Below are 26,966 nucleotides of genomic sequence, written 5' to 3'. Positions count from 1 at the left end.
AAGAGAGGTTGCGGCTTTTTTGTGACCAAACCCTCGGGGCTACTTTAGTTTAAACGTATTTACAGGGCTTTTCTCTTCGCTCAGCCTGAAAGCATCCTCATTCCCGCAAATCAATCCCTCGCTCGCCTCCGGCGAGTGTGAGTTACTTGGCAGCCTCTGGCTGCTATACGATCTATTATAAATGTATTCTTAGCGGCGAGACACCGCAAGTAACCCACACTCGCCAGAGGCGAGCGAGGACGTTGGAAAGTATCAGCCAATCCGGCAAAGAGGACATTTTACTTGCTCTCCTTTTAGAACTATTTGCAAAAAGGGTCAGCAAAACAGCTTTCTACCAACAATACACGCCTTCAAACCGGAAATTCTTACACCCGAGGGCCAATCCTCTTATATAGTACTTCCCGTATAAAGCTGCTATGAGAAAACTATTCCCGTGTTTGACGCTTTCTTTCTTTGTCTTCTTCTCCTGCTCCCGAGACAATACCTCGCAGTCTGAAATCAACCCCATTGCCGAGCAAGTGGTGGATGCTTCCCCAGCAGTGTCCTTTACAGAGTTTGCTTCTGAGTTGCCAGTTCTCCCATTGCCATTTACCGCCACCTGTGGGTTTGCTTACACCACCGGCTCCCGGTTAGATACCACCGTTGCCAGCACGTACCTGAAACCCCATGAACTGCCTTACCGGCGGCTCCCAGTCAACCAGGAAATAACCGCCCTGCTGGTGCTTTATCCGGCCGACGAGACGCTTCCCAGAATCAGGACCTATAACCAGGCGGGCCTACTTCTGGATGAGCAGGATCTGAAGTTCACCCCTTGCGGGGAAGAACCCGGCATCAAGCATAGTGAGCAGTACACCATTCAGAAAGACTACACCATTGTGCACGTAGACAGCACTACCCGCTGGCAGGTTGATGCGCAGAGCAACGAAGTGCCCAACACCAGAAAGTCTACCGTCACCCGCAAACGATTCAAGATTTCTCCGCAAGGGCAAATCACTGAGATAAAATAATCCCAGAAGTCAAAAGCGGTTTTACCTTTACACAAACATCAGCCACATGAAAGACTTCAAGAAATATTTCACCATACCTGCCACCCCAGAAGAAGTATACATTGCCCTTACCAACCCCATCACCCTGGAGATCTGGACCGGTGACAAAGCCGAAATGTCTACCCAGCCCGGCTCTGAGTTCTCACTCTGGGAAGGCAGTATTGTGGGCAAAAACCTGGAGTTTGAGGAAAACAAGAAGATAGTGCAGCAGTGGTATTTTGAAGGAGAACCAGAGGATTCTATTGTCACCATCAAGCTGCACCCGCACAAACAAGGCTGCTCCCTGGAAGTGCGCCACACCAACATCCCAGACGAAGCCTACGAAGACATATCCCAGGGCTGGGAAGAGAGTTACGTAGGCTCGCTCATCGCGTTCTTTGATGAGCAGTAAGTTGAGCGTTTTCTTACCGCTTTTCTTGAAACTGCCCCAAAACAACAAAGGCCGGTATAGTACCGGCCTTTGTTGTTTTTATCAGATGTGGATACGTTTAGTCTTTATCCCACCAAACTTTGCCATATAGCCCATCTACACCACCAAATTGGCGTTGTACAGCTTCTTTGTAGTTTGCAGTGTTGTTAAACTCTTCAGTGGTTGGGTATCCTTGTCTGGTTGGAATGGCTTTTCCGCCAGGGCTGATCAGTTCATTTGGGTAGCCTGTACGTCTCCATTCGGCCCAAGCTTCAAATCCGTGCATGAATAAATGAATCCACCGCTGCTCAGCAATCTGCTCATATCCGGTAGCCGGATTGTACTCTACCCCTGGTTTGGCAAGCAAAGCATTGGCGGCCGCCACTGCATTGGCTTCAGAATAGGTTGGGCTTACAGTCCATTGAATGACAGAATTCCGAATTGCTAGATCGTAGTTTGTTTTTGCTTCGGCGTCTCCACCGGAAATCCAGCCAATTTTAGCTGCCTCGGCTTTGGCAAATAAAGCCTGTGCAAAGGTAACCAGGTAGATTGGGGCATCTTGCTTCCAGATAGCACTGCCAAGAAGCGAAACAGAAGTGGTGCTCAGGTTTTCGGTTTTCCCAAACTCCTGCCCAACATACTGACCCGCAGAGTTCTTGTTGCCGTAAACGGCCAAACGAGGATCATCTACCGGCTTCAACTTATCCACTAACGTGTTGCTCAAGGCCCACCATTGTCTTCTTTGATCATTGATCTGGTCATACCAGTAGTTCTCATTGGCGGCCTCGGCTAAGTGCTTGAAGACAAAGTTATCAGCGTTGGAAGTCATTATACCTGCCGTAAGCGCCTTATTGAACTCTTCCTGTCCTTTGGTAGGGTTCACTTTGGACAACCTTAATGCCATTAACAACCGCACGGTATTTCCAAACTTCTTCCACTTGGCCATATCACCGCCGTAGATGATATCATTGGTGATATTCCCCGGAACAACTATCTGCTTATCTGCTTCCTCTAACAAGGCGAACAGACTATTGTAGATGAACTCCTGAGTGTCATATTTAGGAGTGAAGCCTTCCCTTCCTTTCAAAGCCTCGGAGAAGGGAACATCTCCCCAACGGTCGGTGACGTGCCAGAAATAATAAGCCTTCAATATCTTGGCAACCGCTAATTGGTTTACAACAGGCCCTTCCTTGACATCCAGATTCTGAGAAGTAAGCACCGCCTCCAGGTTCATCAGGGGGCCTTGGTACAGACCATAAAAGCTTGCGCTCACCTGGTTGTATAAGGACAAGTTAGGGTACTGCGTCTCTGATAGATATTGCGCAAAATACTCGCCCTGCGGCACAGAGCTCAATCCTGGCAGTGCCAATTCTGCGTTGGCGATTAACTGGGTGTTAGACGCCTGAGTTGGTAAGTTAGGATTTAAGTTAATATCGTCTTCAAAATCTACGCACCCACCTAGTGTTAAGCAGGCAAGGGCCAGAATATATATCTTTTTCATGATGCTACGCCTTAAAAAGTGATGTTTAAGTTAACTCCGTAAGAGCGAACTGTATTTGACTGCCCAGACTCATACCAGCTGATAGCCTGTGCACCGGTGGAAAGTTCAGACGGATCTAATCCTTTAGGTGCCTTCTGCCACAGTTGCGCCACGTTGCGGGCGATGAATGCAATTCCTATGTTCTGAATAGGCAGGCTCTTCAGCAAAGCTTTGTCAATGGTGTATCCTAAGCGGATTTCTCTCAGTTTGATGTAAGAAGCGTCATAGATCCATTCTTCATACACATGGGTACCCAGAGTAGTTCTGTAATAGGCTCTGGCGTCTACGTAGCCATTGAACTCCTGACCGCTTACATCTTGCCCATTAATCACAGTACCTGGAGCATAGATTCCGCTTACTTTTACACCACCACCCTCAGAAAGAGGATCACGCACGTTCTTTCCATTGTCATTCAAAGCAGCAGTTTCAGGAGCCATACCTGTTTTCACAGCCAGCATGCGTGATCTGCTGAAGAATTGACCGCCCATTTGGTAATCTATCATAGCACTTAGGTCAAACTTGCCAAAGCGGAAGGTGTTCTGGAAACCACCCGTGAAATCAGGAAGAACACTCCCAAAATTATGGTTGGCTTCTGTGAAGGTTGGCAAGTTGGCTTTATCTAGCAGGATTTTACCGGTGGCTTCATCTCTCCTATAGGCCTTTCCTATCAGGCTTCCGAAGGGCTGACCAACGTAAGAGTTCAGGTATGCGGTAACGCCTGAGTAAGTGCTTTGATCGTAGATGTACACATTTGAGCCTGGCGTCAGCTCCTTCACCATACTCTCATTTCTGTTCAGGTTGAAAATGGCATCCCAGGAGAATTTGCTTGTCTGAATAGGAGTACCGGTAAGAGAGAGTTCAATTCCTTTGTTTTCAATAAGCCCGGCATTGATATCGGTTGAACCGTAACCGCTTGCCCCGGATATGTCAAAAGAAAGCACCTGGCTTTTGTTTCTTTGCAGGTAATACGTAAAGTCTATCCCCAATCTACCGTTAAAGAATTTCAGATCAACCCCAGCCTCGTAAGAATTGGCAAATGCTGGCTCTAACTCTGGATTAACCAGGTTGTCTCTTATGAATAATGTATTAATCCCATTGTATACTCCGCCTACCCCATAGTTAAAAGAAGTGGCATAGGTGGCTACATCGCTGCCGGCTTGGGCATAGCTTGCTCTTAATTTACCTAAAGACAAAGGCTTCCATTTCAATAGTTCGCTAAACACAAAGGAGCCTGAAACAGAAGGGAACCAGTAAGGGTCTGGCAAAGTGGAAGAATGGTCTCTTCTTAAAGACGCATCTAAAAAATACGTGTCTTTATATCCTAAGGACACCATTCCATAGCCACTGGCAATTTTCTTTCTGGTTAAATTAGAGGAAACAACTGGTCTGTCTCTTGACGCAGCCAGATTATAAAATCCTGGGCTAGATAATCCACCAGCAGTAGCTCCAACCACGTCTGTGTATCTTCGGTCAAATAAGTTGGCACCTAAGTTCGCCTCTAAAGAGAAATCTCCAAACTCTTTGGAATACTGCGCCAGAAACTCATAGTTCATTTCTCTACCTTGATACTTCCCATTTGTGTAAGCCGGAACTCTTCTTCCTCCAAAGGCAATTCTGGTCTCAATCTGTTGGGTGTACATGTCTGAGCGAACAAATCCGCTCAACTTCAGATCTGGCAATACCTGGTAGGTTAACCCTACATCTCCAAAGAACCTATCTCTTCTATCATTACTTAGATTTTCATACGCATCAAAATACGGGTTATCCCAATACAGCCCTGTGAAGTTGGTGATCTCGCCGGTTGTAGCATTAGGCCGACTTAAATTCCAGTTCAGAATTGATCCATCTGGATATCTGTAGTTCTCAAGACGGCTCATGTCTACATTTCGCTGGAACCACTGCACCAGGTATCTTGCTCCCCACTCTGATCCTTGGGAAGGACGCTGCGCTTTGTTTCTGGCGTAGTTAATATTGGTAGACAAACTCAGCTTTTTGTTTAAATCAAGTGAAGCGCTCAGCCCAAGGTTGTTTCTGTCTAACCAAGTATTAGGCTCTACCCCTGTAATTCTGGTATCATTAAAACTTAAGCGGAATGTTGAGTTTTCATTTCCGCCAGAGACAGAGATTCCGTTATTCAGATTAGTACCTGTCTCGTAGAAATCTTCAATGTTATCTGGATGCGCTACAAACGGAGTTAACTGGCCGTATTCTGGATCCTGCGGATAAAAACTGAACACCTGGCGCACTAACGTACCATCCATTCTAGGTCCCCAGCTTTCATCAATGCTCATATCTACATATTTCTGACCATTAGGAAGTGTGCGCCAGGTCTGGCTGGAACCACCACCGTATAGATTCTGCATCGGCATAAAATTGCCTGCTTTCTCCATACTGAAAGCAGAATTCAACTGTACAGATACCTTCTTAGCACCTTTTGCACCTTTTTTGGTAGTAATCATGATAACACCATATTGACCGCGCATGCCGTAAAGAGCAGAAGCAGTTGGGCCTTTCAGAACGTTCACAGACTCTATATCTTCTGGGTTGATGTCTTGGCCCAAGTTCCCGTAGTCTGCTCTGTCGCTGCCGGCAAAGTTGGAGTTAGAAATTGGAGTTCCATCTATCACAATCAGCGGCTCGCCTCCACCGGTGATAGAGTTTACCCCACGGATCTTAATTTTCTGAGTACCACCCATGCTTGCCCCAGATGAACCCGTCACCTGTACCCCAGCTACTTTACCAGCTAGTGCGCCTAGCACGTTCTGCTGTTTTGTGAAGGTGAGGTCCTCTCCTTTCACTTCCTGCGTGGAATACCCTAAAGAGCGCTCGCTGCGCTCAATGCCCAAAGCAGTAACCACTACTTCATTCAGTTGCTGGTTATCTGGCGACAAGGTCAGATTGAATGAGCTTTGCCCGGCCACCGGTACTTCTCTGGTCACATAGCCCAGGTAGCTAAGTACCAGAACAGCGGCTTCATCGGGTACGCGTAATTTGAAGTTTCCGTCAGCGTCGGTGGAAGTACCGGTGGTGGAGCCTTTGACTACCACGCTTACGCCCGGCAGTCCGCTTCCGTCATCTGAGGAAGTGATTTTACCGCTGATTTCTCGCTGTTGAGCATAGGCCATGCTCCAGGCAGAAATTAGCATGAGTAAAAGGAGTACTGTTTTTTTCATGCGTTTTTAAAGGTTTGTTAGGAGGATTTGTTGTTTGTTTGGGAAAGGCAATAAATATTCATTTTGAAGTATATTGATAAAATCATTTATCTCCTACACACCTTCTAAAAAAATTTAATCTTATTTTAATCATTTGTTAATACATAAAATATCATTAAAAACTTATGCTAATTATTATCAAAACTGCAACATCTGTAAGTCTATCTTAGAAGAAGAGGAAAGCTGCACATCGAAAAATGGTGCCTTCATACCCTACTTTCTGGATCAGGTAAAAAACGTTAGTTAAATCTTTAGACAAGCATCAGATCAGAAGCATCTGCGCATTGCCAGGAGTATAAAAACTACCCAAACCATGCGTATACTACCTCAATTCTGTTTTAAGCTTCTTTCCTGAAAATCAAGTCCAAAACATAGTATACACCAGGAGCTTATACCAAAAGAAAAGCCTCCAGAATTTCTGGAGGCTTTTCTTTTGAATATTTTAAAATACTGCTACTGCTTTAATCTGATCCATAGGGTCCGGATCACGTTCAGGTTGTTCTGGTTCAGGACCTCGGTTTCAATTTTAACATTGGTATCCACGGGTGCCTGCGGAACGGTATAGGACACAATCAATGTATCGGTGCGGTCTGTTTTGGAGAAGGCCGGTTGGTAAGGATAGGTCCTTACTTTGGTCCGCTGACCGGTGCCCACTGTTTCGTACACGTTAATTTCTTTCACCGGAGATTCAGAAAAGAACTGCAATTCATAGCGTATTTCTGTACCGGCTGTGTATTTCGTGGTGGTTGCGTTATTAGAGGTAGAGATGGCGGCGTTGGTGTTCAGGTCCCGCAGCTCATTGGCGCTCACCGGCGCGCTACCCACCCCGGTGGGCGTAGTGTTGTCTTTGATGAAATCTGGTTCATCATAGCAGGCCGTAAGGAAGAAACTACCAAAGGCCAGAAGCAGGGCGTAGAATGCTATTTTTCTCATTTGATTTCTGTTTGTTAGATTATAAATCCCACCACATTTTCTCAGCTAAGCCTTTGGTTACCCTTGCTACTTCATCGGCGTTGCGGGCAGCCTCGGCTTCTGGGTAGAACACCCTCCGGATGAATTGACCATTTAAGGCTGGGTTGTGCTCGGCGGGCAATTCCATGCCAGGGTAAATCTCTGATGAGTAATCATACCGGCGCACATCAACCCAGGCTTCGGGGTTCAGGTACAGCGCGATGAGCTTTTCCTTCATGATCAGCTCCAACGTGAGGTTAGCCGCCCCTACCCCTACCAGCGGGTTAGTTAGGTAAGCATTGATATCTGCAGCGGGCACCCCTAACTTCTCCATATGCGCTCTGATTCCCGCCAGGTAAGCCTGATACGCCTCCTCTGTGCTGCCTACTGTAGTACTGGTTCCCCCATTGGCTACAAAGCGGGCTTCGGCCTCAATGAACTTCATTTCACTGTAGGTTACCATCATCACCGGGGCGGCTGGTTTGGCGTAGAAAGTATTGGCGGTAAGGTTGGTATTTCCGCCGGAGCCTAAGCCGTTCCTATACCCGGCGTAGTTACCGGCACTAGTCCCCTTGTCGGCCATGAGAGGCAACCGAGGGTCCGTCAGGCCGGCGTAAACGTTCCCGTTCATGAGGTTAATTAAGGTCTGGGAGGGAGCCACAATAAAGTTACCGGTGGTGGTACCAATAGCAATGCCGCGGTTCCAGGGATTCAGGTTCCGGTCATTGTATACCACCTGCATGTCCTCGGTATTGCTGGTGAACGACTTCGCTACAAACCCCAGCGCGGCATTGGCGGCGTCTACTCCCTCCCTTTCCAGCAAGTGGATGGTGTACCGGGCTTTCAAGGCATTGGCTGCCTTAATCCACAAAGCAAGATTTCCGCCGTAAATCACGTCATCGGCACCGGGCTTCACCAGGGAGGTAGGACTTTGCAGGGCTGTTATGGCTTCATCCAACAATTGCTGGATAGTAGTATACACCTGTTCCTGTTCATCATAGGGCGGCGTTAATTCTGCCGGCCCCTGAAAAGCCTGCGAGAACGGCACGGCACCCCAGGTATCGGTCAGCAAACCCAGATTCAGCGCCTGCAGCACCTTTCCTATGCCCACGTAATGCGTGGAGCCTTCGGCAGTGGCCTGTCTGACCAGGATATTGGCATTGTACAGGTTCCGGAGGTAAATGTTGTTCCAGGCCGTGTTGATGCGGGCATCAATGTGCCGGTCAAACTGCTGCGGCCCCGAGGTGTACGCCGCCAGCTGCTGCGCAAACAGGCTGGTGTACTGCCCCAGGTCAAAATGGGCATCGGCGGTGGATACCTCAATGGGAGTAAGCAGGGCATCTGAGCTTACGGTAGAGGCCCGGGTAGGATCATCGTTGACATCCAGGTAAGAGTCACAACCGGCAGCCATGAACAGCGCCAGACATCCCAGAATGATATATCGTTTATGGAATTGTAGCATAGGAAAATTCATGTTATAGCGTAACGTTCAATCCAAAAGTGTAGCTTCTGACCGCCGGAATGCCGTATCCGGTGTATCCCAGAGAATTACTGCCAGAACCGTAGGTAGGAGTTTCGGGGTCAAAGCCTTCAAAAGGAGTAATCAGGAACAAGTTATTACCGGTAATGCTCACCCGTACGCTCTTGAACGGGGTTCTCCCGATGAGGCTGGCCGGCAGCGTGTAGGCCAGCTGGGCGTTTCTCAGGCGCACCCAGGAGGCATCCTGCAACAGAATATCGGCGGCATCATTGTAGCTGCCGCTGTTGCGGTAGAAGTTCTCATCCAGCACCACCGGAATGGTATTGGGTTCTCCGTTGGCGTTCACGCCATTGAAAATGAGTTGCTGGTACCGGTTCTCGGTTCTGATGTCAATCCCGTTTCTGATGCGGTTTCGCAAACTTACGTCGTAAACGTCGCCGCCCTGCCGTACATCAATCAAAGCGGTTAAGCTCAGGCCTTTCCAGATGATGGTGTTGGTGATGCCTCCCTGCCAGTCTGGAAGGGCATTGCCCACCTTCACCAGCGGCGCGGCCGGACTCAGAGTGGGCAACCCGTTGGTCCCGATGATCAACCGGCCCTGGTCATCACGCTGGAACACGCGTCCGTACAAATCACCGGCCGAGCCACCCACCACCAGGCGGTTCACAATTCGGTCATCCTGGAAAGTGATTTCACTTACCGCCGGATGGATTGATAGTACCTCACTGCGGTTACGGGACCAGTTCACTATCACATCCCACCGGAAGTCATTGATCCTGAGCGGTGTGCCAGAGACCAGTAATTCTATTCCTTTGTTCTGGATTTCACCGGCATTGCTGGTGTAGTTGGTGATGCCGGAGGTAACGCTGGTTGGAATGGCCAGAATCTGGTCAAAGCTGTTGGACCTGTAGTACGTAGCGTCAATAGACAACCGGTTCTGGAAGAACTGCAGCTCTGCGCCAAACTCAATAGAGCGGGTTCTCTCTGGTTTCAGTTGCGGATCACCCTGCGTGGTGCTCACCACAAAGCCGTTGCGGTTCCCGAAGGGGAAACCAACGGCCGAACCAAAATAGGTACCTACCCGGTAAGGCTGGGTGTCTTTCCCCACCTCGGCCCAGGAAGCCCTGATCTTCCCGAAATTCATGAACCGGTTATCGGCCAGGCCTAACAGTTCTGAGAACACAAAGCCGGCACTCACCGATGGGTAGAAGAAAGAACGGTTTTCCTTGGGCAAGGTAGACGTCCAGTCGTTACGGCCGGTCACGTTCAGGAAGAGCATGTTTTTGTAGTCTACCTTGGCGTCAAAGAAAGCCCCGATCAGGCGCCGTTCGCTGATGCCGTTGGTGGTGAAAATGTTGGCCGTGTTAGACAGGTGGTAAAACAAAGGCACGGTGAAACGTTCTCCGCGAGTATTCAGGATGTCTGAGTACTGGTTTTCCACACTGTTCCCCAACATAATGGAGGCATGCAGGTCATCGGTGAACTGATGTTCTGCGGTTAAGAACGCGTTGGAAGTGATTTCCCGGTAATTCACGCGCTCCTCTATCAGGAAACCGCCCGTTCCGGCAGCAATATCCAGCGTGGGCGCTCCCTGGAAGATGGGCCCCGGCACCAACCGCTGACGGCTATCGCTGTATATATCGGCCCCAATGCGGTAGCTGAACCGCAGCCAGGGCGTAAAATCATAGTTGAGCCCAATGTTCCCAATAACCCGGTTCACGTCATCTTCCAGCGTGCTGTGCTCGGCCAGATAGCGCGGGTTGTCAATCACGCCCGGTGAGTACACTTTCATGGTGCCGTCTGGGTTGATGTAGTCATTCACATCAAAAGTGGTGGTATGATAGGTCAGCGCCGACATGATGCCTTTGTCGCCGGAGGCGGCTTTGTTTCCGCCAGACTGGCTGTACGTCACGGTTCCGTTCACGCTGAACTTGGGAGATACCGTAATCATACCGCCCAGTTTCACCGTGGTGCGGTCCCAGTCTGAGTTAGGCACAATTCCTTCCTGGTTAAAATGGGAAAGAGAGGTGTAAAACGTGGCTTTCTCGTTACCGCCCGAAATGCTCAGGTTGTTGTCAAAGCGGGTGCCGGTCTGGAAGAAGTTCTTGAAGTTATCATAGAAAGGATCATCGGTGATGGGCGGCCCGAACGTCTGGAAGCGGTTTGGCGCGCCCGTGGAGGTGTACCGAAGCCTGCCTCCCAAGCCTTCCCGGTATTTGGTCTGGTACTCGGGGGTTTTGTTTACGTTGTCAATTCCGTAATTGGAGCTGAAACTAACGGTGGTGGCCCCGGCCTTTCCTTTCTTGGTGGTGATGATGATAGCGCCGTTGGCGGCCCGAAGCCCGTACAAAGCGGTGGCCGCTGCCCCTTTCAGCACGGTCATGCTTTCCACATCCTCGGGGTTGATGTCAGCGGCCCGGTTGGTAAACGCGAAAGATTGCTCATTTCCGCCGGCTTCTGCGGTGGCCACCGTACCGGCGCTGGGCAACTGGTTTCCGGCAATGGTTTCGTTGCTGATGGGAATACCGTCAATGACAAACAGCGGCTGGTTGTTGGCCCCGGGATTCAAAGAGTTAATGCCCCTGATCTGAATTCGGGAACCGGCCCCGGGAGTACCGCCCGTGCCTATTACCTGCACCCCGGCTACCCGTCCCTGAAGGGAATTGACAATGTTTGGGTTCTGCGTCTGTTCAATCTGCTCAGCGCCTACTTCCTGCACAGAATAGCCCAAGGTTCTTTTCTCCTGCTCCCGTCCAAAGGCTGTTACCACAACCTCCTGCAATTGCTGGTTGTCTGGTGCCAAGGTCACGTTCACGGTGGTTTGGCCGCTTAAGGGCACTTCTCGGGTCTCGTAGCCCAGGAAACTGAACACCAGCACCGAGGCATTGGGTGCAACGCTTAGCCGGTAATTACCGCTCGCATCTGTAGAGGTACCAACGGTGGTTCCCTTGACAACCACACTCACGCCGGGCAAGGCACTCCCGTCGTCGGCGGTGGTTACCCTTCCGCTGATTTCCCGCTGTTGGGCCAAGGCCATGTGCAGCGTAGAAACCAGCATAAGTAAAAGGAGTAATGCTTTTTTCATGCTTGGTTTGGGTTAGTGAAGTGAAAGAAATTATACTGAACCGGGAAGACGGCGCGTTCTTCCGCAGACTGATGTTGCTAAATTTAATCAAATAACCCAGAATTAAAAGCCTGTATCCTAGCTATTTTAACCCAAATCTATTCACCTAACTAAGAAGACGCACCCTAAACAACCCGCCACATTACATTGCACATTTACTATATATCAAAAGCAAAAGACCTGACTTCTTGTTTCAGGGCTGCTTCTGGAAAAGCAGCCTTAAAACAAGAAACCAGGTCTTTGTATAAGAGGAAAGTACCTCAGCTCAGAAGAACCTGATGCGCTTAGAGCAAGCGGGCTTTCCTTTTGCTGATGGATTTATCAATGACGTACGAGGTAATGCCTACCACATTCAGCCCAATGAAATTGCGCCAGAAGACCGGTGCCCCAGAGGTAGGTTTCACAAAGTAATGATGGGCGGCCAACGCATTAAAAAGCCCGATGTTGACAAAGTACGTTTGGTCGTTTTCCGGCCAGCCACCGCTTCTGGTAGGAGGAGTCAAGGACATGAGATGCATACTCGCCGCCGACCAATAGGCTCCGTTTTTGGCAAACCCGATTGAACTCACCAGACCTGCCATGACCTCGGAGACCAGAAACATCAAGACCTTGTTCTCCTTCTTAGGTTTAACCTCCTGCCTGAAAACCCTATTTTCTTTCAGCCTTTCCGAGAAGCTACCTTGACTTAACTTATAAGAACTAGCAACCGAAGGTAAAGACCTCTGAAGCAGGATAGTAGTAGGTGCGCTGCCCGATACAAAATCCGTTGTATTGCCATAGGAAACAGAGTCCGCTATGAATGCGTCAGTTTGCCCATAGCTCTGGAACGGGCACCCCGCCAGCAGGATGATCAGGAAAGAGAGTAGTTGTTTCATAAAGGTGTGACGGCTATGTGTAGCTGCGCATAAGCAAAGCCAAGCCTATTTTATATGAGTTTAATTCAAAATAAGTAGACACTCGTATATATCAAGGCATTCTCCTCTTCTGAGCAGTACCTTCCATTTTTAGAATGCCTAGAGCTCTCCTAAGACTTGGATGTTGAGTGATTCCCCTACATGCCGTAAAGAAACAAACATGAAGCACCTGATTACTAGCTACTTAATTTTAGCATCTGTTTTGTCTGCTTCCCTGGGGTGGGCGCAATCTGTTCCCGGAGCCACTGAACGGGTCTTGGTATCGGTGCCACAGGGGATGCGGAGCGGACCTTTCAACACAGACCGGTACGTCACGGTACCCAAGCACTTCGCTCTCTCAGTGTACGCCCGGGTGGCGGGTGCCCGTTTCATGGCCATCGCGCCCAACGGCGATCTGCTGGTATCGGTGCCTGGCCAGGGGCGGGTGAAACTGGTACGCCCCAACGGCACCGGAGCGCCTATGATTACTGACTTCGTGACGGGACTGCAAAGGCCACATGATTTGGTGTTCCACCAGATCAATTCCACTATGTACCTCTATGTAGCGGAGAAAAATAAGGTGAGCCGTTACACCTACCAGAATGGCGATGTGACGGGCCAGAACCGCGAGGTAGTAGTGGACAACCTGCCGGATGCCAGCCTTCCGGAGCTCAATGGCAATTATGGCCACGAGTTGAAGAACATCGCCCTTGACGGCCAGCATAATCTTTATATCTCCATCGCGTCTACCTGCAATGCCTGCCTTTCAGATACGCAGAGCGATCCGGTGAGAGGGGCCATTTATAGGTATACCGCCGACGGGAAAAACGGCCGGCTCTTCGCCCGGGGGCTGCGCAACGCCGAGGGGCTGGCTTTCCTGCCGGGCACCAATGAACTGTGGGTGACCGTGAACAACCGCGACCAGATCAAGTACCCGTACAATGACAATACCGGCAACTACGGAAAAATCATTCCCAGCTTTGTAGACAACAACCCACCCGAGGAGTTCACCAAGGTGCGCGACGGCGGCAATTACGGCTGGCCTTTCTGCAACCCTAACCTCAAGGAAGGCTATGACAACCTGCCCTTTGGCCCTGACTATGACCTGAACCGCCAGAACACCGTTGACTGTGGCACCATGGACCGCATCTCCAAGGGAATTGCCGCCCACTCGGCTCCGCTGGGTTTCATTTTCACGCAAGGCACCGCGTTACCGGCTCCCTATAACAAAGGCGCGATTCTGGCTCTGCACGGCTCCTGGAACCGCACAAAGAAAACCGGCTACAAAGTCATCTATTTCCCATGGAACGAGGCCACCCAGACGCCCGGACCCCAAGTGTCGCTGGTAGACCATATTCTTGACCAGGACTCTGCCTCGGCCTGGGCGCGGCCCGTGGATGTGGCCGTTGACCTGCAGGGCAACCTCCTGATCTCCGATGATCAAAGCGGCACCATCTTCAAGCTGTCTTACCAGGATCCGTTATTGGTGAAGGGAGATCAGGAAGAAAGCCCGTGGCTTTCCGTAGCACCGGTTCCGGCGCAGAAAAGCACTACGGTCACCATTCAGACGATTAGAAGCACCCGAGCCACGGTGAAGTTAATGAATCTGCAGGGAGCCCAGATCTGGGAGAGCAGCTATTCCTTGCAGGCGGGCACCAACAAGCTGCCGCTCAACACCCAACCGTTTGCCAATGGCATGTACATTCTGCAGGTCATCGCCCCGGAATTCAAAGGTGCGAAACGGCTCTGCATCCTGAAAGAATAACAGAGAAGCTGATCCGAAGCCGCTTAAATGAGAGTTGGTTTGCTTAGGATTTGGCAGAACTCGCCCCGAAACGCCATACCTGCTCCGGGGTGATCACCGCATCCAGGGTGAGGTCTTTGGCGTGCACATCATCAATGGGCTCCACAGGTGGAAACAGAGCCAAACCCAGTTTCTGGCTTGTTTGGGGCAAAAGAGCCAGAAAACGGTCATAGAAACCTTTTCCGTAGCCTACCCGGTGCCCATTCAGATCAAAAGCCACCAGGGGCACCAGCACCGTGGTAATCTCTGATTCTGGGAGCGGAAGTGCGTTCACCGGCTCCGGAATGCCCCACTTGTTTTCCTGCAACTGGGTGCCTGGCGTGAACAGGAAATGCGTCATGGAGAAGTCCTGCGCATTGGCTACCGGAACTGCCACCTGCACCGCAGGGAATTCCTGCCAGATGCGTTCAATTATAGGCCAAGTGTTGATTTCGCTATGCTGCAGAATGGGCAGAAAGGTATGCACCGTTTCTCCTGCGGTTGGCGCAAAACCAGCGAAAAACCGATCAGCGATCTGTAGACTCAGCGTTCTTATCTCCTGCTGCGAAAGTGCGCGCCGCTGAGTCAGTGCCGATTTCCGCAGATCTGCCTTTAACCCCATATTAATCTTCCTGCAGAATGGTAAAGCAATAAGCGAACGGATCAAAAGCGGCCACCAGCTCTTGTATGAAATTAGGGTTGTTGGTCTGGTAGGTAAGCAGGTTGTCTACCCGCTCCTGCAACACGCCCGTTGGGAACAGCTTTTCCTTTAGGTTGGCCAATTGGTTATAGGCTGTCTCGTTTTTGCTCTCAATGGCTTTGTTCAGCTTCTTTTCCAGCATCTGCAGGCTGTTCTGAGCTTTCTGCGCCTCGGCTCCTACCGCCTTCACCAACGTAGGATCAATGGACTTAGCCAGTTCCTCTACCTGCCGGAACGCCTCTTCTACAACAGTCCGTTGCTCTTGCAGACTCAGTTCTTCCTGGTTCAGCAGCTCGGCCAAGCGTTTCTTCAGTTCGGGCAATTCTTTGAACATCTCCAGCACCGTAAAGCCCAGTTTCTCCATGCGCTGCCGGTTGGCTTTGTTGATGTACAAAGCCGAGTTCCGCAGCATCACCGCCGGGTACGGTACGCCCAATGCCTCAAACACGCCTTTCAACTGGAACCAATAGGCCACTTCGGCCCCGCCGCCAATGTAGGCCAGGTTAGGCAACACCAGTTCCTGGTACACCGGCCGCAGCACCACGTTCGGGCTGATTTTCTCGGGTTGCTCCTGCACCAACTGCAAGATCTGTTCCTGGGTGAAAACCAGATCAGTGTTCAGCGCTTTGTAGCGGTCACCCTCCTTCACGATGCGCTCGCGCAGGTTCTGGTCCAGGTAAAACAGGTTGATTTCGCGCACCATTACCTGTGGTTTGTAGTGTCTTTCCAGTGCCGCGTTGGTTTGAGAGATAGCGTTAAAGCCTACTTGCTCGGTCAACTCACGCTGGGCCACGGGAACGAACGCCCGCTTCAAAGCCGGACTGTCCCCATCCACGCACACCACCCCGTATTCGCCAAACAAGCCGTTCACAATCTGGCGCATGGCCTGGGCCAGGGTAGCGCACTCGGTATAGGCTTGCTCAAACAGCGGGTAATCCTCGGGCATCTCGTCCAGAAGCTCGTTCAAGCCGTCCGTGGCAAACCGCCCCACGGCACCTTTGGCATCGCTCTCCCAGGTATAGGTCTTTCCGAAAAGGGTGAAATGGTTCACCTCGGCAAAGTCGTGGTCCTCGGTGGCCATCCAGTACACGGGCACAAACTTCTGCTCTGGGTAGGCTTTCTGCAGTTCCTGTGCGGTTTTAATAGCCGTCACAATCTTGTACACAAAGTACAGCGGACCCGTGAACAGGCTGAGCTGATGCCCGGTGGTGATGGTGAAGGTATTTTCATGGGCTAGGGCCGCAATATTGGTCTGTACCGCCTCAGAAACCTCCAGGCTTCCATACTGCCGCTGCAGTTCCTCCACCAACGTCTGCCGCTGCTCCTTCGGGAAAGCGCGTTCTTTGATCAACGCCGGAAACGAGCTGATTTCGGGAAAATGGGCGTAAAACGGCTGAAGCTTCGCATCCTTTCTAAGGTAATCCAACACGAGCGAAGAGAAGGCACCGGTGGCGCTATAGTCAATACAGGAAACGTTCATATCAAGGGCATGCCGGCGTTAAGCGCGCACGCCGTGCAAAGGTAAAATGTATTTTCAGAAATATACCGGTAGTACGTTCCTAAGCGCTTCAGGGATGGTGTAATGCAGGAAACTGCGTAAGTTGGCGGTGTTTTAGGGCTGATTTCTGGAAAACTGGCGGAAACTGTGATTAGGAGACTGGCAGAAACTGTGACTGGGAGCTTGAGGATAAACCCTCTATGGCGCGGAAGTAACTTCCGCGCCATCATATGAAATAGGTTTTAAGGCTGTTTTCTGAAAAGCGGCCAAAATAACAACGCTTATTAAGAATCTCTGGCGCGAGTCTCCAGACTCATGCCTCCGGATGGCGGGAAGTCTCTGACTACCCTCGCTGCGCAGCAGCGAAACCACTTTGGAAGATTTCCCTGTCTGGCAGTAAACAGGTGCTTACCCAAGAACTCCATCTCATGGTTCCCGGCGAGTCTGGAGACTCGCACCATCCAGTGGCACGAGTTTGGAAACTCGCGCCAGAGATTGATAGAAAGACGGTACATAAAACAAGAAGACCTCACAGGTTTTGGAAACCTGTGAGGTCTTAAATATGCTTCTGTTTTAAGCCAGATTTGTGGAAAAGAACCGAAAATCGGCTTAGTTCACCGCGGCGTCTTTGGCTACGGAGTGTTTGCTCTCGTAAGCATTGCCTACCACTTCGCCGTACAGGTCGAAGTCTGAGGAATCGGTGATTTTCACGTTGGCGAAATCACCCAGGCGCACGTAGTTGGAATCGGCAGGAACCAATACTTCGTTATCTACCTCCGGGGAATCGTATTGGGTACGGCCCACGAAGTAACCGCTCTCCTTCCGGTCGAACAAGACTTTGTAGGTATTGCCTACTCTCTCTTCGTTCAGCTCCAGGGAAATGCCTTGCTGCAGTTCCATGATGGCATCGGCGCGCTCTTGTTTTACCTCGTCCGGCACGTTGTCTTCCAAGGTGTGCGAGTGCGTATTTTCTTCGTGCGAGTAGGTGAAGATCCCCAGACGGTCGAAACGGGTTTCCTCTACCCAGCGGTACATCTCCTCAAAGTCCTGCTGCGTCTCACCAGGGTGACCGGCAATCAACGTAGTGCGCAGGGCGATATCTGGTACGCGCTGACGGATGGTGTCTACCAGTTCCAGCGTACGGCGTTTGGTAATACCGCGGCGCATGGTCTTGAGCATGTTGTCTGAGATGTGCTGCAGCGGCATATCCAGGTACTTGCAGATGTTCTCGCGCTCTACCATTACATCCAGGGCATCCATCGGGAACTGGCTTGGGTAAGCATACTGCATTCTGATCCACTCAATGCCGTTCACGTCTGACAGACGCTGTAACAGCTCAGCCAGTTTGCGCTCACCGTAGTGTTGCAGACCGTAGTAGGTTAAGTCTTGGGCAATAAGGATCAATTCTTTGGTGCCCATTTTGGCCAGACGCGTAGCTTCCTGCACCAGGCTTTCCATTGGGCGGTCCATGTGCTTGCCGCGCATCAACGGGATGGCGCAGAACGAGCAAGGACGGTTACAGCCCTCGGCGATCTTGAAGTAGGCGTAGTGCTTGGGCGTGGTGAGCAGACGCTCGCCAATGAGTTCGTGCTTGTAATCGGCTTCCAGGGTCTTCAGCAACTGTGGCAACTCCAGGGTTCCGAAGTAAGCGTCTACCTGCGGAATCTCCTCTTCCAAAGAGTCTTTGTAGCGCTGCGAAAGGCAACCAGTAACGTAGAGTTTATCAATAGCGCCGGCTTCTTTGGCATCGGCGTAGCGCAGAATGGTGTCAATGGATTCCTGCTTGGCGTTGTCAATAAAGCCGCAGGTATTCACGATGATAATGTTGGCGTCATCTTTCTCTGAATCATGCACCACCTCGCGGTCGTTGGCGCGCAATTGGCCCATGAGTACCTCAGAGTCTACCAGGTTTTTGGAGCAACCCAGCGTGATAACGTTGTATTTGTCTTTTTTAAGCGATCTTACTTTCACGTGCCTGTCTTAGGGAATTTATGTAGAAAGGCAACACCAAAACATGGGGAATTGGTTTATTTGCTGCCAGAAATTCAATTGGTCTTTAGGAGTATCGGGCTAAAAGCACCACTAGCACCGTAATGGATCTATATGGATACTTTTGAATCACCTATTAGCTTGAGAAGCTCATCTGCCTGAATAACAGTAGCAAATTCATTGTGCAGACTTGCCAAGGCTGTATCATGGATAATCTGGGCCGAGAACTTTTGTCCGTTTACCCCTACTTTATCAAATGTGGAGCAGGCATCAGCTACCAGATAAGTCTCATAGCCAAAATTACCGGCCATTCTGGTGGTAGTAGACACACAATGATCTGTAGTTAAACCGGCAATAACCACTGTCTTTACATTTAAAGCATCCAGCTGCTGCTTTAAATCTGTGCCAATAAAAGCACTATTCACATTCTTCCTGATCACAGGCTCCCCTGCTTCTGGCTTGACTACGTCCATGAAGTCGTTCCCAATTTTGCCTTCTGCCAGGCGTGACTCAGGATTGGTAGAACAGTGCTTCACATGGAATACAGGTAAACGGTTCTCTCTCCAGTACAGCAGAAGCTGTCCCGCTCTTTTCTCTGCTTCAGGATTATTCCTATCCCCTCCCCAGTACTCAATGTCATCAAAACCCTTCTGAATATCTATGAGTAACAAGGCCGGTCTTTCGCGTTCTGTCATGTCTAGAATGCTAGTTAGCGTTGGAAGGAGAAGTCTTATTTTTTAGAGAACAACGAATCCACGAACTCGCGTTTGTCAAAAACCTGCAGGTCTTCCACGCGCTCACCTACGCCAATGTACTTCACCGGAATCTTGAACTCGTCTGAAATGCCTATGATCACGCCGCCTTTGGCCGTACCGTCTAGTTTTGTGACGGCGAGGGCGGTTACCTCGGTGGCTTTGGTGAATTCACGGGCCTGGATCACGGCGTTCTGGCCGGTGCTACCGTCCAACACCAACAGTACTTCCTGCGGAGCATCTTCAATCACTTTCTGCATCACGCGTTTGATCTTGGAGAGCTCGTTCATGAGGCCCACTTTGGTGTGCAGACGGCCGGCGGTGTCAATGATGACCACATCGGCCCCCATCTCTACGCCTTTGCGGACAGCATCATAGGCCACCGAGGCGGGGTCTGTGTTCATGCCGTGGTCAATCACCGGAATGCCTACGCGGTCGCCCCAGATTTTGAGTTGGTCTACGGCGGCAGCTCTAAAGGTATCACCAGCGCCTAGCACTACTTTCTTGCCAGCTTTGTGGAATTGTGAGGCCAGTTTCCCGATGGTGGTGGTTTTGCCCACGCCGTTCACGCCCACTACCATGATCACGTACGGATTGCCGCCGGTGTCTGGCAAGCTGAAATCAGCTGCCACTCCGCCTTTGCTTTCTTCCATGAGCGCCATGATCTCCTCGCGCAGGATGCGGTCCAGCTCAGAGGTACCCACGTATTTGTCACGGGCCACGCGTTTCTCAATCCGGTCAATGATCTTAACAGTAGTATTGATTCCCACGTCGGCGTGCACCAGCACAGTCTCCAGCTCGTCCAGTACCTCTTCGTCTACCTTTGACTTGCCCACCACCGCTTTGCTGAGCTGGTCAAAGAAACTGGTTTTGGTTTTCTCCAGACCTTTGTCCAGAGATTCTTTTTTCTCTTTGTTGAAGAAACCGAAAAGTGCCATAGCCGTGCTGGGTACTATTGGTGGTAAAAAGGATTAAAAAGGGGCGAATACCAAAAAAGTCCCGCGTATGGAGGGACTTTTACAGGTATATCATTAATGCGATATCGGCAATTATTTTTTCAGGGCGTCCTGAACTTGGTCTACAGGCACCATTTCTTCTCTGAAGGTGTAAGCACCAGTCTTAGGAGACTTAACAGCTTTAATTACCTTCGCCCAGTCTTTACCGGTTGCGGTCTTCAGGGTAGCAACTACTTTCTTAGCCATGGTTATTTAATTTCTTTATGTACAGTTACTTTCTTCATGAAAGGATTGAACTTCTTCATCTCCAAACGCTCAGGAGTGTTCTTTCTGTTTTTGGTAGTGATATACCGAGACATGCCAGGTACGCCGGAGTTTTTCTGCTCAGTGCACTCCAAAATCACCTGAACTCTATTGCCTTTAGCTTTCTTTGCCATCGCGAAGTTGATTTTTTATTTAGGACTGCAAATATACAGGCCTAATTACTTAATTACAAATGCTTTTCTAGTTTTTTCCTGATGAATAACAGAGAGCCTGGCAAAATCATTCAAGAAGAAGTCAGAAATTCAGCTGTTTTAATGCCGTTTTCCCTGCATCTTGCCCAAACCAGGCGCATCTCTTTCAATTAGCCGCAAAGATTAATTCAAGGCAGGCAGCTTGAAATTATCCAGCGGACTAGGCTTGGCCATGGTATCCTCAATCTCCTTCACCGTGCGGGGCGCGCCTGCAGAGAGGTTTTCCCAGCCTTTCTCCGTAATGAGCACATCATCTTCAATGCGCACGCCAATGCCCCACCACTTCTTATCACACGGGCTGCCTTCCGGGATGTAAATGCCGGGCTCAACCGTAATCACCGTGCTGGGTTTGAAAGCGCCGTAGGTACCACGGTCATGCACATCCAGCCCTAAGTAGTGCGACACGCCGTGCATGGTGTAGCGGCGGGCTTCCGCCGGGTTCTTGATGATACCCAGTTTCACCAGGCCATCGGCGAGTACTTTCTGGGCCGCGGCGTTGGTGGCGTTGAACGGATTGCCCACTTTGCACTCCTTAAAGCCGGCTTCCTGGGCGGCATACACGAGCTCGTAAATCTGTTTCTGCTCTGGCGTGAACTTGCCGTTGGCCGGAATGGTACGGGTCACATCGGCGGTGTAGCCGTGGTATTCGGCGCCCAGGTCCATTAAGACCAACTCATTGCCCAGCTTGGGTTTCTCGTTCTCTATATAGTGCAGAATACAGCCGTTGCTCCCCGCCCCTACTATAGACGGATAGCCTTCGTACTCTGAGCCGTATTTCTTGTAGACGAACTCATGGATTCCCTGCACCTCGGTCTCAGACATGTTGGGGTGCATGGCCTTCATGACCTCTACCTGCCCAATAGCTGACATGGCAATGGCCTTGCGGAGCAGCTTCATTTCCTCGGGGCTTTTTACTTCCCGCATCTCGTTCAGGAAACCTTCCAACGCAGAGACGTCAATCTTCTCCTTGGGCATTTTGCTTACCAGAGCAGCGCGGGAGGCGGCATCTTTGGCGGCTACGTAGCTCTGCAGGAAAGCATTGCTGCTTAACGCCGGATTAGCCGCCAGCTGGCGCTTCACCTCTTGCTGCACCCGTTCGCCCGCCTGGGCATCATACATCCGAATGACTTGGTAAAGCTCCTGGTGCGCCAGATCCTGCCCTTGTTTCAACCCTACTTTCTGCCGGAACTGCGCCACCAGATCAAACAGGTCGGCTTGGTCTCCGGGATCGTTGCGCAGGTCGTGCGGCAGGTCTAGTAAGAGGACATGCTCAAAGGCGGCGGTGTCTAGCTTGAAGCCGGCAAAAGAGGTAGCAGGCAATGCGTGCGTGAGCCCCAAATGTTGTTTCACTCCTTCCTCGCCCAGGCGCTTCCCGGTCCAGGACTCGCGCTGCGCGTTGCGGGGCTGCGCGAAGAGCACCTCCTGCGTGGCCACTCCGTTTATGACGTGTTGTTCCGAAAACAGGAGCAGAACGGCGTTAGGTTCGCGGTAGCCGGTGAGGTAATAAAAGTCCGGATCCTGGTGGAAGTGGAAATCCACATCGTTGGCCCGGTTGCGGAGCGGGTTGGAAAACAAAACGGCAACGGAGTTGGCCGGCAGCTGTTGCCGCAGGGCCTCTCTCCGTTGCCGGTGAAATTCTTTGTCCAGGAAATCAGCGGGTTTGTCCGGGCCAGTGTTTTGCGCGGTCACCCCTATCGGCAGCGACACAAGCAATGTTAAACATAGGTGTCGCAGTGCCTTCATGGCAGAAGCTTAGTAAACGATGTAGCCTTGTTCTTTGGCTTTCTTCAATACAGAAGAGATACCGTTTTTAGTAATGTTGCGCAGGGCAGACGTAGAAACTTTCAAAGTTACCCAAGCATCTTCTTCAGGGATGTAGAAACGCTTCTTCTGTAAGTTAGGGTAGAATCTACGCTTGGTTTTATTGTTAGCGTGCGATACGCGGTTACCCACCTGCACTCTTTTACCGGTTAAATCACAAACTCTTGCCATTTTATCTTTAGTATCGTTTATTTCAAAAGGGATGCAAATATCCACAAAAAGTAATGGAATGTCAAGGACACCCCGCAACTTTTTTCTTTAATCTGCTCTTAAAAAGCTATTTACCGCGTTTTACCGGCATTTTCGCTTCCGTTTTCAGCCCCAGAATTGCCTTTTTTCCGGAATCCGTAAGGGCAATGGCGGCAGCCGCTCCGGCAGCAATAACCCCGCCGCCGGTGGTATTGTTCCGTGAAAACCATCAGCCCCTGCTCGTTGAAATAATAGTCGCCGGGTTCCAAAGGAAGCGGTTTTGGTTTCATGCCGCAAAGATACAAACTCGCTTTTTCAATGAAAAAACTCCGCCCGACTTCCGTTTTGGGGCAGTCTTCCGGGAAACAAGTCTAAAACAGAGCAAGCCCAGGGCTGCGGCTTACGCATTGCAGACTTTTCTTTACTTTTATCCCTGCAAGCGGTTCTCCGTACATAAAAGCATCAGGAAAGAGCTACCGGTTTCTTTTCGTTCACCCTTAATTCTAATATCTGCATGAATACTTCCACCATTACCTCCAGCCAAGAGGCCATTGCCTTAGAAGAAAAATACGGGGCGCACAACTACCATCCTCTGCCCGTGGTGCTCAACCGTGGCGAAGGCGTTTTTCTTTGGGATGTGGAAGGTAAACAGTACTATGATTTCCTGTCTGCCTACAGCGCCGTGAACCAGGGGCACTGCCACCCGCGCATCATTGGCGCGCTCACGGAGCAGGCCCAGCAACTGACCCTTACCTCGCGTGCGTTCTACAATGACAAACTGGGCCAGGCCGAGAAATACCTGGCCGAGCTTTTCGGGTATGACAAAGCGCTGTTGATGAACTCCGGGGCCGAGGCCGTGGAGACAGCCATTAAACTGGCGCGCAAATGGGGCTACAAAGAGAAAGGCATTCCGCCGCACGAGGCCACCATTCTGGTGGTAGAGCACAACTTCCACGGGCGTACCACCGGTATTATCTCATTCTCCACCGATCCTACCAGCACCGTTGGTTTTGGGCCGTACATGCCGGGCTACAAAGTGCTGCCTTATGACAACCTGGAAGCGCTGGAGCAAGCCCTGAGAGAAAACTCCCACATCTGCGGGTTCCTGGTAGAGCCTATCCAGGGGGAGGCCGGTGTGGTGGTTCCTTCTGAGGGCTACCTGGCCAAAGCCAAGGCGCTGTGCGAGCAGTACAACGTGCTCATGATCGTGGATGAGATCCAGACCGGCATCGGGCGCACCGGTAAACTGCTGGCCTCGCACTACGAAGGCATCAAAGCCGATATCCTGATCCTGGGGAAAGCCCTCTCGGGTGGCGTGCTGCCGGTTTCCGCGGCCTTGGCCGATGACCACATCATGCTCTGCATCCAACCCGGCGAGCACGGTTCTACCTTTGGCGGTAACCCGCTGGCCTGCGCCGTGACCATGGCCGCCCTGGACGTAGTACAGGACGAGAACCTGACCGAGAACGCTAATCGGCTGGGCGAGATCTTCCGGGCCAGAATGAACCAACTGAAAGACCGCCATCCTGAACTGGTAAGCCTGGTACGGGGCCGGGGCTTGCTCAACGCCGTCATCATCAACCCAACGCCCGATGGCCGCACCGCTTGGGATGTGTGCGTGAAACTGATGGAAAACGGTCTACTGGCCAAACCCACCCACGGCGACATCATCCGTTTCGCGCCGCCGCTGGTCATCACCGAGGAACAACTCAACACCTGCTGCGACATCATTGAGAAAACGCTGGCGGAGTTTTAAATCCTGCTTTGCTATAGTTTTATAAGAAGGCTGCCGAAGGTTAACACTTCGGCAGCCTTTGTTTTTGGGCTGTTTTCAGGAAAAGGGTTTGAAAATGAGCGCTCCTACTCTAACCCTCTATGCCGCGGAAGTTACTTCCGTGCCTTTCTAAGCAGTATCTGTAAGGCACGGAAGTAACTTCCGCGCCATAGGAACCATAAGAGCCATAAAATGCTATAGAGGTCCACTCCATAGAGGCAATTCGGAGGCACTACATTTTCCGGCTGGTTTTTCAGAATAACGCCTGAAACACGCCGCTGGCCTTTCTCGCATCTTTGATAGCATCTGACCAACACGTGCCGTACCTTTGCGGCCGCAGCGCCCGCTGATTGCCCGGAAAACTTTCAGGCAGTTATAACACTTTTCGCGGCGCTCTTTTGTTGTATCAGCAGCAGGCCACACGTTCTTATGACAGGCTTGCCTAACTCTATCAGCTGCTATGAACCATTTAAACCGCCGGCCTCGCCGGAACCGTAAATCGGAGGTAATCCGGAATTTGGTACAGGAAAACCATCTCACCTTACACGATCTCATCTTCCCCATCTTTGTTACCGAAGGCCAGAACGTAAAGCAGGACATCCCGTCCATGCCCGGCATCGCCCGTTACAGCTTAGACCGTTTGGTGGACGAAGTGGGTGCCTGCGTGGAACTGGGCATCAAGGCATTTGCGCCCTTCCCCAATATTTCTGAGGACAAAAAAGACCGTTTCGCGCTGGAAAGCCGCAACCCAGAGGGTCTGTTCCTGAAGACCATCTCTGAGCTGAAGCGTCAGTTCCCAGACATCGTTTTGGCGACCGATGTGGCCATGGACCCGTACAGCACCGACGGCCACGACGGCATTGTAGACAACGGTGAAATCATCAACGATGCTTCTCTGGAAGTACTAGGCCAGATGGCCTTGGCCCAGGCGCAAGCCGGTGCCGACATTGTAGCCCCTTCTGACATGATGGACGGCCGCGTGGCCCATATCCGTCAGCTACTGGACAAACACGCGTTCAGCAATGTGGCCATCATGAGCTACACCGCCAAATACGCCAGCGGTTTCTACGGTCCGTTCCGTGATGCGCTGGAGTCGGCTCCTAAGCACGGCGATAAGAAAACCTACCAGATGAACCCCGCCAACAGCCGTGAGGCCCTCATTGAAGCCGAGCTGGACACCCTGGAAGGCGCCGATTACCTGATGGTGAAACCCGCTCTTTCTTACTTAGACATAATTAAGTTGTTGAAAGACAATTCTAACTTGCCTATTGCCGCCTACAACGTAAGCGGCGAGTACGCCATGGTGAAAGCTGCCGCCCAGAACGGCTGGCTGGACGGCGAGAAGATCATGCTGGAAACCCTGTTGAGTATGAAACGCGCGGGGGCAGACATCATCCTCACTTACTTCGCGAAGGAATTTGCCCAATTTATCAGGCGCTAAGCGTTTGGGGTCTGTTTTTCAGAAAACAGCCTGAAAACACCATATGCAAAAGGGAGCCTCTCGGGCTCCCTTTTTTTGTTTGTTCCAAAGATCTGATGCGGCGTTTACTCCAGCAACATCCGCTGGATGGCGTTGCTCAGTTGCTCCACGGTACCGCTATGGCTGCCCAACACCACGTTCCGGATGGTTCCTTTTTTATCTATCAGGAAAGTGGTGGGCCAGTAAGATACGTTGAAAACGTCTCGGGCTTGTTTGCCAGACTTCGGCAGGAAAATCAACCTGGAGGTGGAATCGTTCACAGGCAGATTCTCCACTCCCGGCATCAGGAAAAGCACTTCCGGCACTTCGGGGTTGGGCTGAAACCGCCTGGCTACTTCCTCCAACATCCCTGTCTCTTTGTGGCAAGAAACGCAGCTGTTATACCAGAAACTGAGGATAACTACTTTCCCCGTCAGTTGCGGCAAGCGGTAGAGAACCCCGCGGCTGTCCTGGAAGGTAACGTCTGGCACAGGCTTTCTTACCCAACTTTGCTTGTAGCGCTTCCAAACTTCTTCGCGGGCTTTTACTTCCTCCTCAGGCACCGGCACAGCTCTCTGCCCTTTCAACAGCAGGGCTCCATTTGGCAATCTCTCCGCTGCACCAGCTTTGATGAGACTGTCTATCTGAGCCGGAGTATGTTTCTGGCCCCGAGGTTGTGGGCTTGTGCTCTTTTTAAGGACAACATGATCGGCGGCCTCGCCGGGAGCAATCTGGGCAGTTGAAAATGAATAGCCGCCCCTTCTGGTGGCAGGCTTGTTGTTCACGTCTTGGGCCCCGGCGGTAAAACACAGCAGCAAGAAAACAGCACTGATGAAGCCTCTTGTTTTATCCATGCTCTAAATATGCACAATTCT

The 26,966-nt window shown here is 51.1% G+C and carries 22 protein-coding genes; 6 read left to right on the top strand and 16 right to left on the bottom strand.

Annotation, left to right across the window (positions count from 1 at the left end; translation table 11 throughout):
- Positions 1–416 precede the first annotated feature (416 nt).
- Positions 417–1,007 (top strand): hypothetical protein, encoded by a 591-nt coding sequence (locus JT719_RS14875; RefSeq protein ID WP_207434108.1) that lies wholly within the window; start codon positions 417–419, stop codon positions 1,005–1,007.
- A gap of 46 nt (positions 1,008–1,053) precedes the next feature.
- The gene (locus JT719_RS14870; protein ID WP_207434107.1) at positions 1,054–1,437 is read left to right on the top strand and encodes an SRPBCC domain-containing protein; all 384 of its coding nucleotides are present in this window, start codon (positions 1,054–1,056) and stop codon (positions 1,435–1,437) included.
- A gap of 97 nt (positions 1,438–1,534) precedes the next feature.
- On the opposite strand, the gene JT719_RS14865 is transcribed toward JT719_RS14870, so the two are convergent.
- The 6 genes from JT719_RS14865 to JT719_RS14840 form a co-directional block, all read right to left on the bottom strand.
- Positions 1,535–2,956: a SusD/RagB family nutrient-binding outer membrane lipoprotein gene (locus JT719_RS14865; protein WP_242693257.1), complete on the bottom strand. Its 1,422-nt coding sequence runs from the start codon at positions 2,954–2,956 to the stop codon at positions 1,535–1,537.
- Positions 2,957–2,967: 11 nt separating this feature from the next.
- Positions 2,968–6,168: a SusC/RagA family TonB-linked outer membrane protein gene (locus JT719_RS14860; RefSeq protein ID WP_207434106.1), complete on the bottom strand. Its 3,201-nt coding sequence runs from the start codon at positions 6,166–6,168 to the stop codon at positions 2,968–2,970.
- Between the two features lie 492 nt (positions 6,169–6,660).
- The gene (locus JT719_RS14855; protein ID WP_207434105.1) at positions 6,661–7,140 is read right to left on the bottom strand and encodes a hypothetical protein; all 480 of its coding nucleotides are present in this window, start codon (positions 7,138–7,140) and stop codon (positions 6,661–6,663) included.
- Between the two features lie 19 nt (positions 7,141–7,159).
- Positions 7,160–8,620: a SusD/RagB family nutrient-binding outer membrane lipoprotein gene (locus JT719_RS14850; protein ID WP_207434104.1), complete on the bottom strand. Its 1,461-nt coding sequence runs from the start codon at positions 8,618–8,620 to the stop codon at positions 7,160–7,162.
- A 13-nt stretch (positions 8,621–8,633) separates the two neighbouring features.
- Positions 8,634–11,723 (bottom strand): SusC/RagA family TonB-linked outer membrane protein, encoded by a 3,090-nt coding sequence (locus JT719_RS14845; protein WP_207434103.1) that lies wholly within the window; start codon positions 11,721–11,723, stop codon positions 8,634–8,636.
- A 323-nt stretch (positions 11,724–12,046) separates the two neighbouring features.
- Complete coding sequence (locus JT719_RS14840; protein WP_207434102.1) at positions 12,047–12,637, bottom strand: hypothetical protein; 591 nt, start codon at positions 12,635–12,637, stop codon at positions 12,047–12,049.
- A 199-nt stretch (positions 12,638–12,836) separates the two neighbouring features.
- Here JT719_RS14840 and JT719_RS14835 point away from each other — a divergent pair, with 199 nt between their 5' ends.
- Positions 12,837–14,420 carry a PQQ-dependent sugar dehydrogenase gene (locus JT719_RS14835; protein ID WP_207434101.1) on the top strand — a complete coding sequence of 528 codons (1,584 nt, stop codon included), beginning with the start codon at positions 12,837–12,839 and terminating at the stop codon, positions 14,418–14,420.
- 43 nt (positions 14,421–14,463) lie between these two features.
- On the opposite strand, the gene JT719_RS14830 is transcribed toward JT719_RS14835, so the two are convergent.
- The 9 genes from JT719_RS14830 to rpmB all read right to left on the bottom strand — a co-directional run bounded on the left by JT719_RS14830 (position 14,464) and on the right by rpmB (position 22,840).
- Positions 14,464–15,060, bottom strand: a complete 597-nt coding sequence (locus JT719_RS14830; RefSeq protein ID WP_207434100.1) for a 5-formyltetrahydrofolate cyclo-ligase — start codon at positions 15,058–15,060, stop codon at positions 14,464–14,466.
- Position 15,061: 1 nt separating this feature from the next.
- Positions 15,062–16,618, bottom strand: a complete 1,557-nt coding sequence (gene bshC / locus JT719_RS14825; RefSeq protein ID WP_207434099.1) for a bacillithiol biosynthesis cysteine-adding enzyme BshC — start codon at positions 16,616–16,618, stop codon at positions 15,062–15,064.
- 627 nt (positions 16,619–17,245) lie between these two features.
- A complete protein-coding gene (rimO, locus tag JT719_RS14820; protein WP_207434098.1) occupies positions 17,246–18,607 on the bottom strand; it encodes a 30S ribosomal protein S12 methylthiotransferase RimO in 1,362 nt (453 codons plus the stop codon).
- A gap of 128 nt (positions 18,608–18,735) precedes the next feature.
- Positions 18,736–19,320, bottom strand: a complete 585-nt coding sequence (locus tag JT719_RS14815) for a cysteine hydrolase family protein (protein ID WP_207434097.1) — start codon at positions 19,318–19,320, stop codon at positions 18,736–18,738.
- A 35-nt stretch (positions 19,321–19,355) separates the two neighbouring features.
- Complete coding sequence (gene ftsY, locus JT719_RS14810) at positions 19,356–20,315, bottom strand: signal recognition particle-docking protein FtsY (RefSeq protein ID WP_207434096.1); 960 nt, start codon at positions 20,313–20,315, stop codon at positions 19,356–19,358.
- A 111-nt stretch (positions 20,316–20,426) separates the two neighbouring features.
- Positions 20,427–20,579: a DUF4295 domain-containing protein gene (locus JT719_RS14805; RefSeq protein WP_071885388.1), complete on the bottom strand. Its 153-nt coding sequence runs from the start codon at positions 20,577–20,579 to the stop codon at positions 20,427–20,429.
- Between the two features lie 2 nt (positions 20,580–20,581).
- A complete protein-coding gene (rpmG, locus tag JT719_RS14800) occupies positions 20,582–20,770 on the bottom strand; it encodes a 50S ribosomal protein L33 (protein ID WP_062543030.1) in 189 nt (62 codons plus the stop codon).
- A 201-nt stretch (positions 20,771–20,971) separates the two neighbouring features.
- A complete protein-coding gene (locus JT719_RS14795) occupies positions 20,972–22,555 on the bottom strand; it encodes an aminopeptidase P N-terminal domain-containing protein (protein WP_341350768.1) in 1,584 nt (527 codons plus the stop codon).
- Between the two features lie 45 nt (positions 22,556–22,600).
- Positions 22,601–22,840 carry a 50S ribosomal protein L28 gene (gene rpmB / locus JT719_RS14790; protein WP_205500663.1) on the bottom strand — a complete coding sequence of 80 codons (240 nt, stop codon included), beginning with the start codon at positions 22,838–22,840 and terminating at the stop codon, positions 22,601–22,603.
- A gap of 53 nt (positions 22,841–22,893) precedes the next feature.
- On the opposite strand from rpmB, the gene JT719_RS25650 reads away from it, so the two are divergent.
- From JT719_RS25650 to hemB, 3 genes are all read left to right on the top strand, one after another.
- Complete coding sequence (locus tag JT719_RS25650; protein WP_423227976.1) at positions 22,894–23,376, top strand: hypothetical protein; 483 nt, start codon at positions 22,894–22,896, stop codon at positions 23,374–23,376.
- Complete coding sequence (rocD, locus tag JT719_RS14780) at positions 23,373–24,614, top strand: ornithine--oxo-acid transaminase (RefSeq protein ID WP_207434093.1); 1,242 nt, start codon at positions 23,373–23,375, stop codon at positions 24,612–24,614. Before JT719_RS25650 ends, rocD begins: the two co-directional genes overlap by 4 nt.
- 478 nt (positions 24,615–25,092) lie before the next feature.
- Positions 25,093–26,073 carry a porphobilinogen synthase gene (gene hemB / locus JT719_RS14775; RefSeq protein WP_207434092.1) on the top strand — a complete coding sequence of 327 codons (981 nt, stop codon included), beginning with the start codon at positions 25,093–25,095 and terminating at the stop codon, positions 26,071–26,073.
- 104 nt (positions 26,074–26,177) lie between these two features.
- On the opposite strand, the gene JT719_RS14770 is transcribed toward hemB, so the two are convergent.
- Positions 26,178–26,945, bottom strand: coding sequence for a TlpA family protein disulfide reductase (locus tag JT719_RS14770; RefSeq protein ID WP_207434091.1), 768 nt, complete (start codon positions 26,943–26,945; stop codon positions 26,178–26,180).
- Positions 26,946–26,966 lie beyond the last annotated feature (21 nt).

Origin of the sequence: Sabulibacter ruber (assembly GCF_017355955.1) — a bacterium.
GTDB lineage: Bacteria > Bacteroidota > Bacteroidia > Cytophagales > Hymenobacteraceae > Nibribacter > Nibribacter ruber_A.
The sequence above is the reverse complement of the archived record's forward strand: the minus strand, read 5'-3'. Positions and strand labels throughout refer to the sequence as shown.

Coding starts and splice junctions, on each gene's coding strand:
- JT719_RS14875 (WP_207434108.1), top strand. CDS start 417: ATGAGAAAACTATTCCCGTGTTTGACGCTTTCTTTCTTTGTCTTCTTC.
- JT719_RS14870 (WP_207434107.1), top strand. CDS start 1,054: ATGAAAGACTTCAAGAAATATTTCACCATACCTGCCACCCCAGAAGAA.
- JT719_RS14865 (WP_242693257.1), bottom strand. CDS start 2,956: ATGAAAAAGATATATATTCTGGCCCTTGCCTGCTTAACACTAGGTGGG.
- JT719_RS14860 (WP_207434106.1), bottom strand. CDS start 6,168: ATGAAAAAAACAGTACTCCTTTTACTCATGCTAATTTCTGCCTGGAGC.
- JT719_RS14855 (WP_207434105.1), bottom strand. CDS start 7,140: ATGAGAAAAATAGCATTCTACGCCCTGCTTCTGGCCTTTGGTAGTTTC.
- JT719_RS14850 (WP_207434104.1), bottom strand. CDS start 8,620: ATGCTACAATTCCATAAACGATATATCATTCTGGGATGTCTGGCGCTG.
- JT719_RS14845 (WP_207434103.1), bottom strand. CDS start 11,723: ATGAAAAAAGCATTACTCCTTTTACTTATGCTGGTTTCTACGCTGCAC.
- JT719_RS14840 (WP_207434102.1), bottom strand. CDS start 12,637: ATGAAACAACTACTCTCTTTCCTGATCATCCTGCTGGCGGGGTGCCCG.
- JT719_RS14835 (WP_207434101.1), top strand. CDS start 12,837: ATGAAGCACCTGATTACTAGCTACTTAATTTTAGCATCTGTTTTGTCT.
- JT719_RS14830 (WP_207434100.1), bottom strand. CDS start 15,060: ATGGGGTTAAAGGCAGATCTGCGGAAATCGGCACTGACTCAGCGGCGC.
- bshC (WP_207434099.1), bottom strand. CDS start 16,618: ATGAACGTTTCCTGTATTGACTATAGCGCCACCGGTGCCTTCTCTTCG.
- JT719_RS14815 (WP_207434097.1), bottom strand. CDS start 19,320: ATGACAGAACGCGAAAGACCGGCCTTGTTACTCATAGATATTCAGAAG.
- ftsY (WP_207434096.1), bottom strand. CDS start 20,315: ATGGCACTTTTCGGTTTCTTCAACAAAGAGAAAAAAGAATCTCTGGAC.
- JT719_RS14805 (WP_071885388.1), bottom strand. CDS start 20,579: ATGGCTAAGAAAGTAGTTGCTACCCTGAAGACCGCAACCGGTAAAGAC.
- rpmG (WP_062543030.1), bottom strand. CDS start 20,770: ATGGCAAAGAAAGCTAAAGGCAATAGAGTTCAGGTGATTTTGGAGTGC.
- rpmB (WP_205500663.1), bottom strand. CDS start 22,840: ATGGCAAGAGTTTGTGATTTAACCGGTAAAAGAGTGCAGGTGGGTAAC.
- JT719_RS25650 (WP_423227976.1), top strand. CDS start 22,894: ATGGAATGTCAAGGACACCCCGCAACTTTTTTCTTTAATCTGCTCTTA.
- rocD (WP_207434093.1), top strand. CDS start 23,373: ATGAATACTTCCACCATTACCTCCAGCCAAGAGGCCATTGCCTTAGAA.
- hemB (WP_207434092.1), top strand. CDS start 25,093: ATGAACCATTTAAACCGCCGGCCTCGCCGGAACCGTAAATCGGAGGTA.
- JT719_RS14770 (WP_207434091.1), bottom strand. CDS start 26,945: ATGGATAAAACAAGAGGCTTCATCAGTGCTGTTTTCTTGCTGCTGTGT.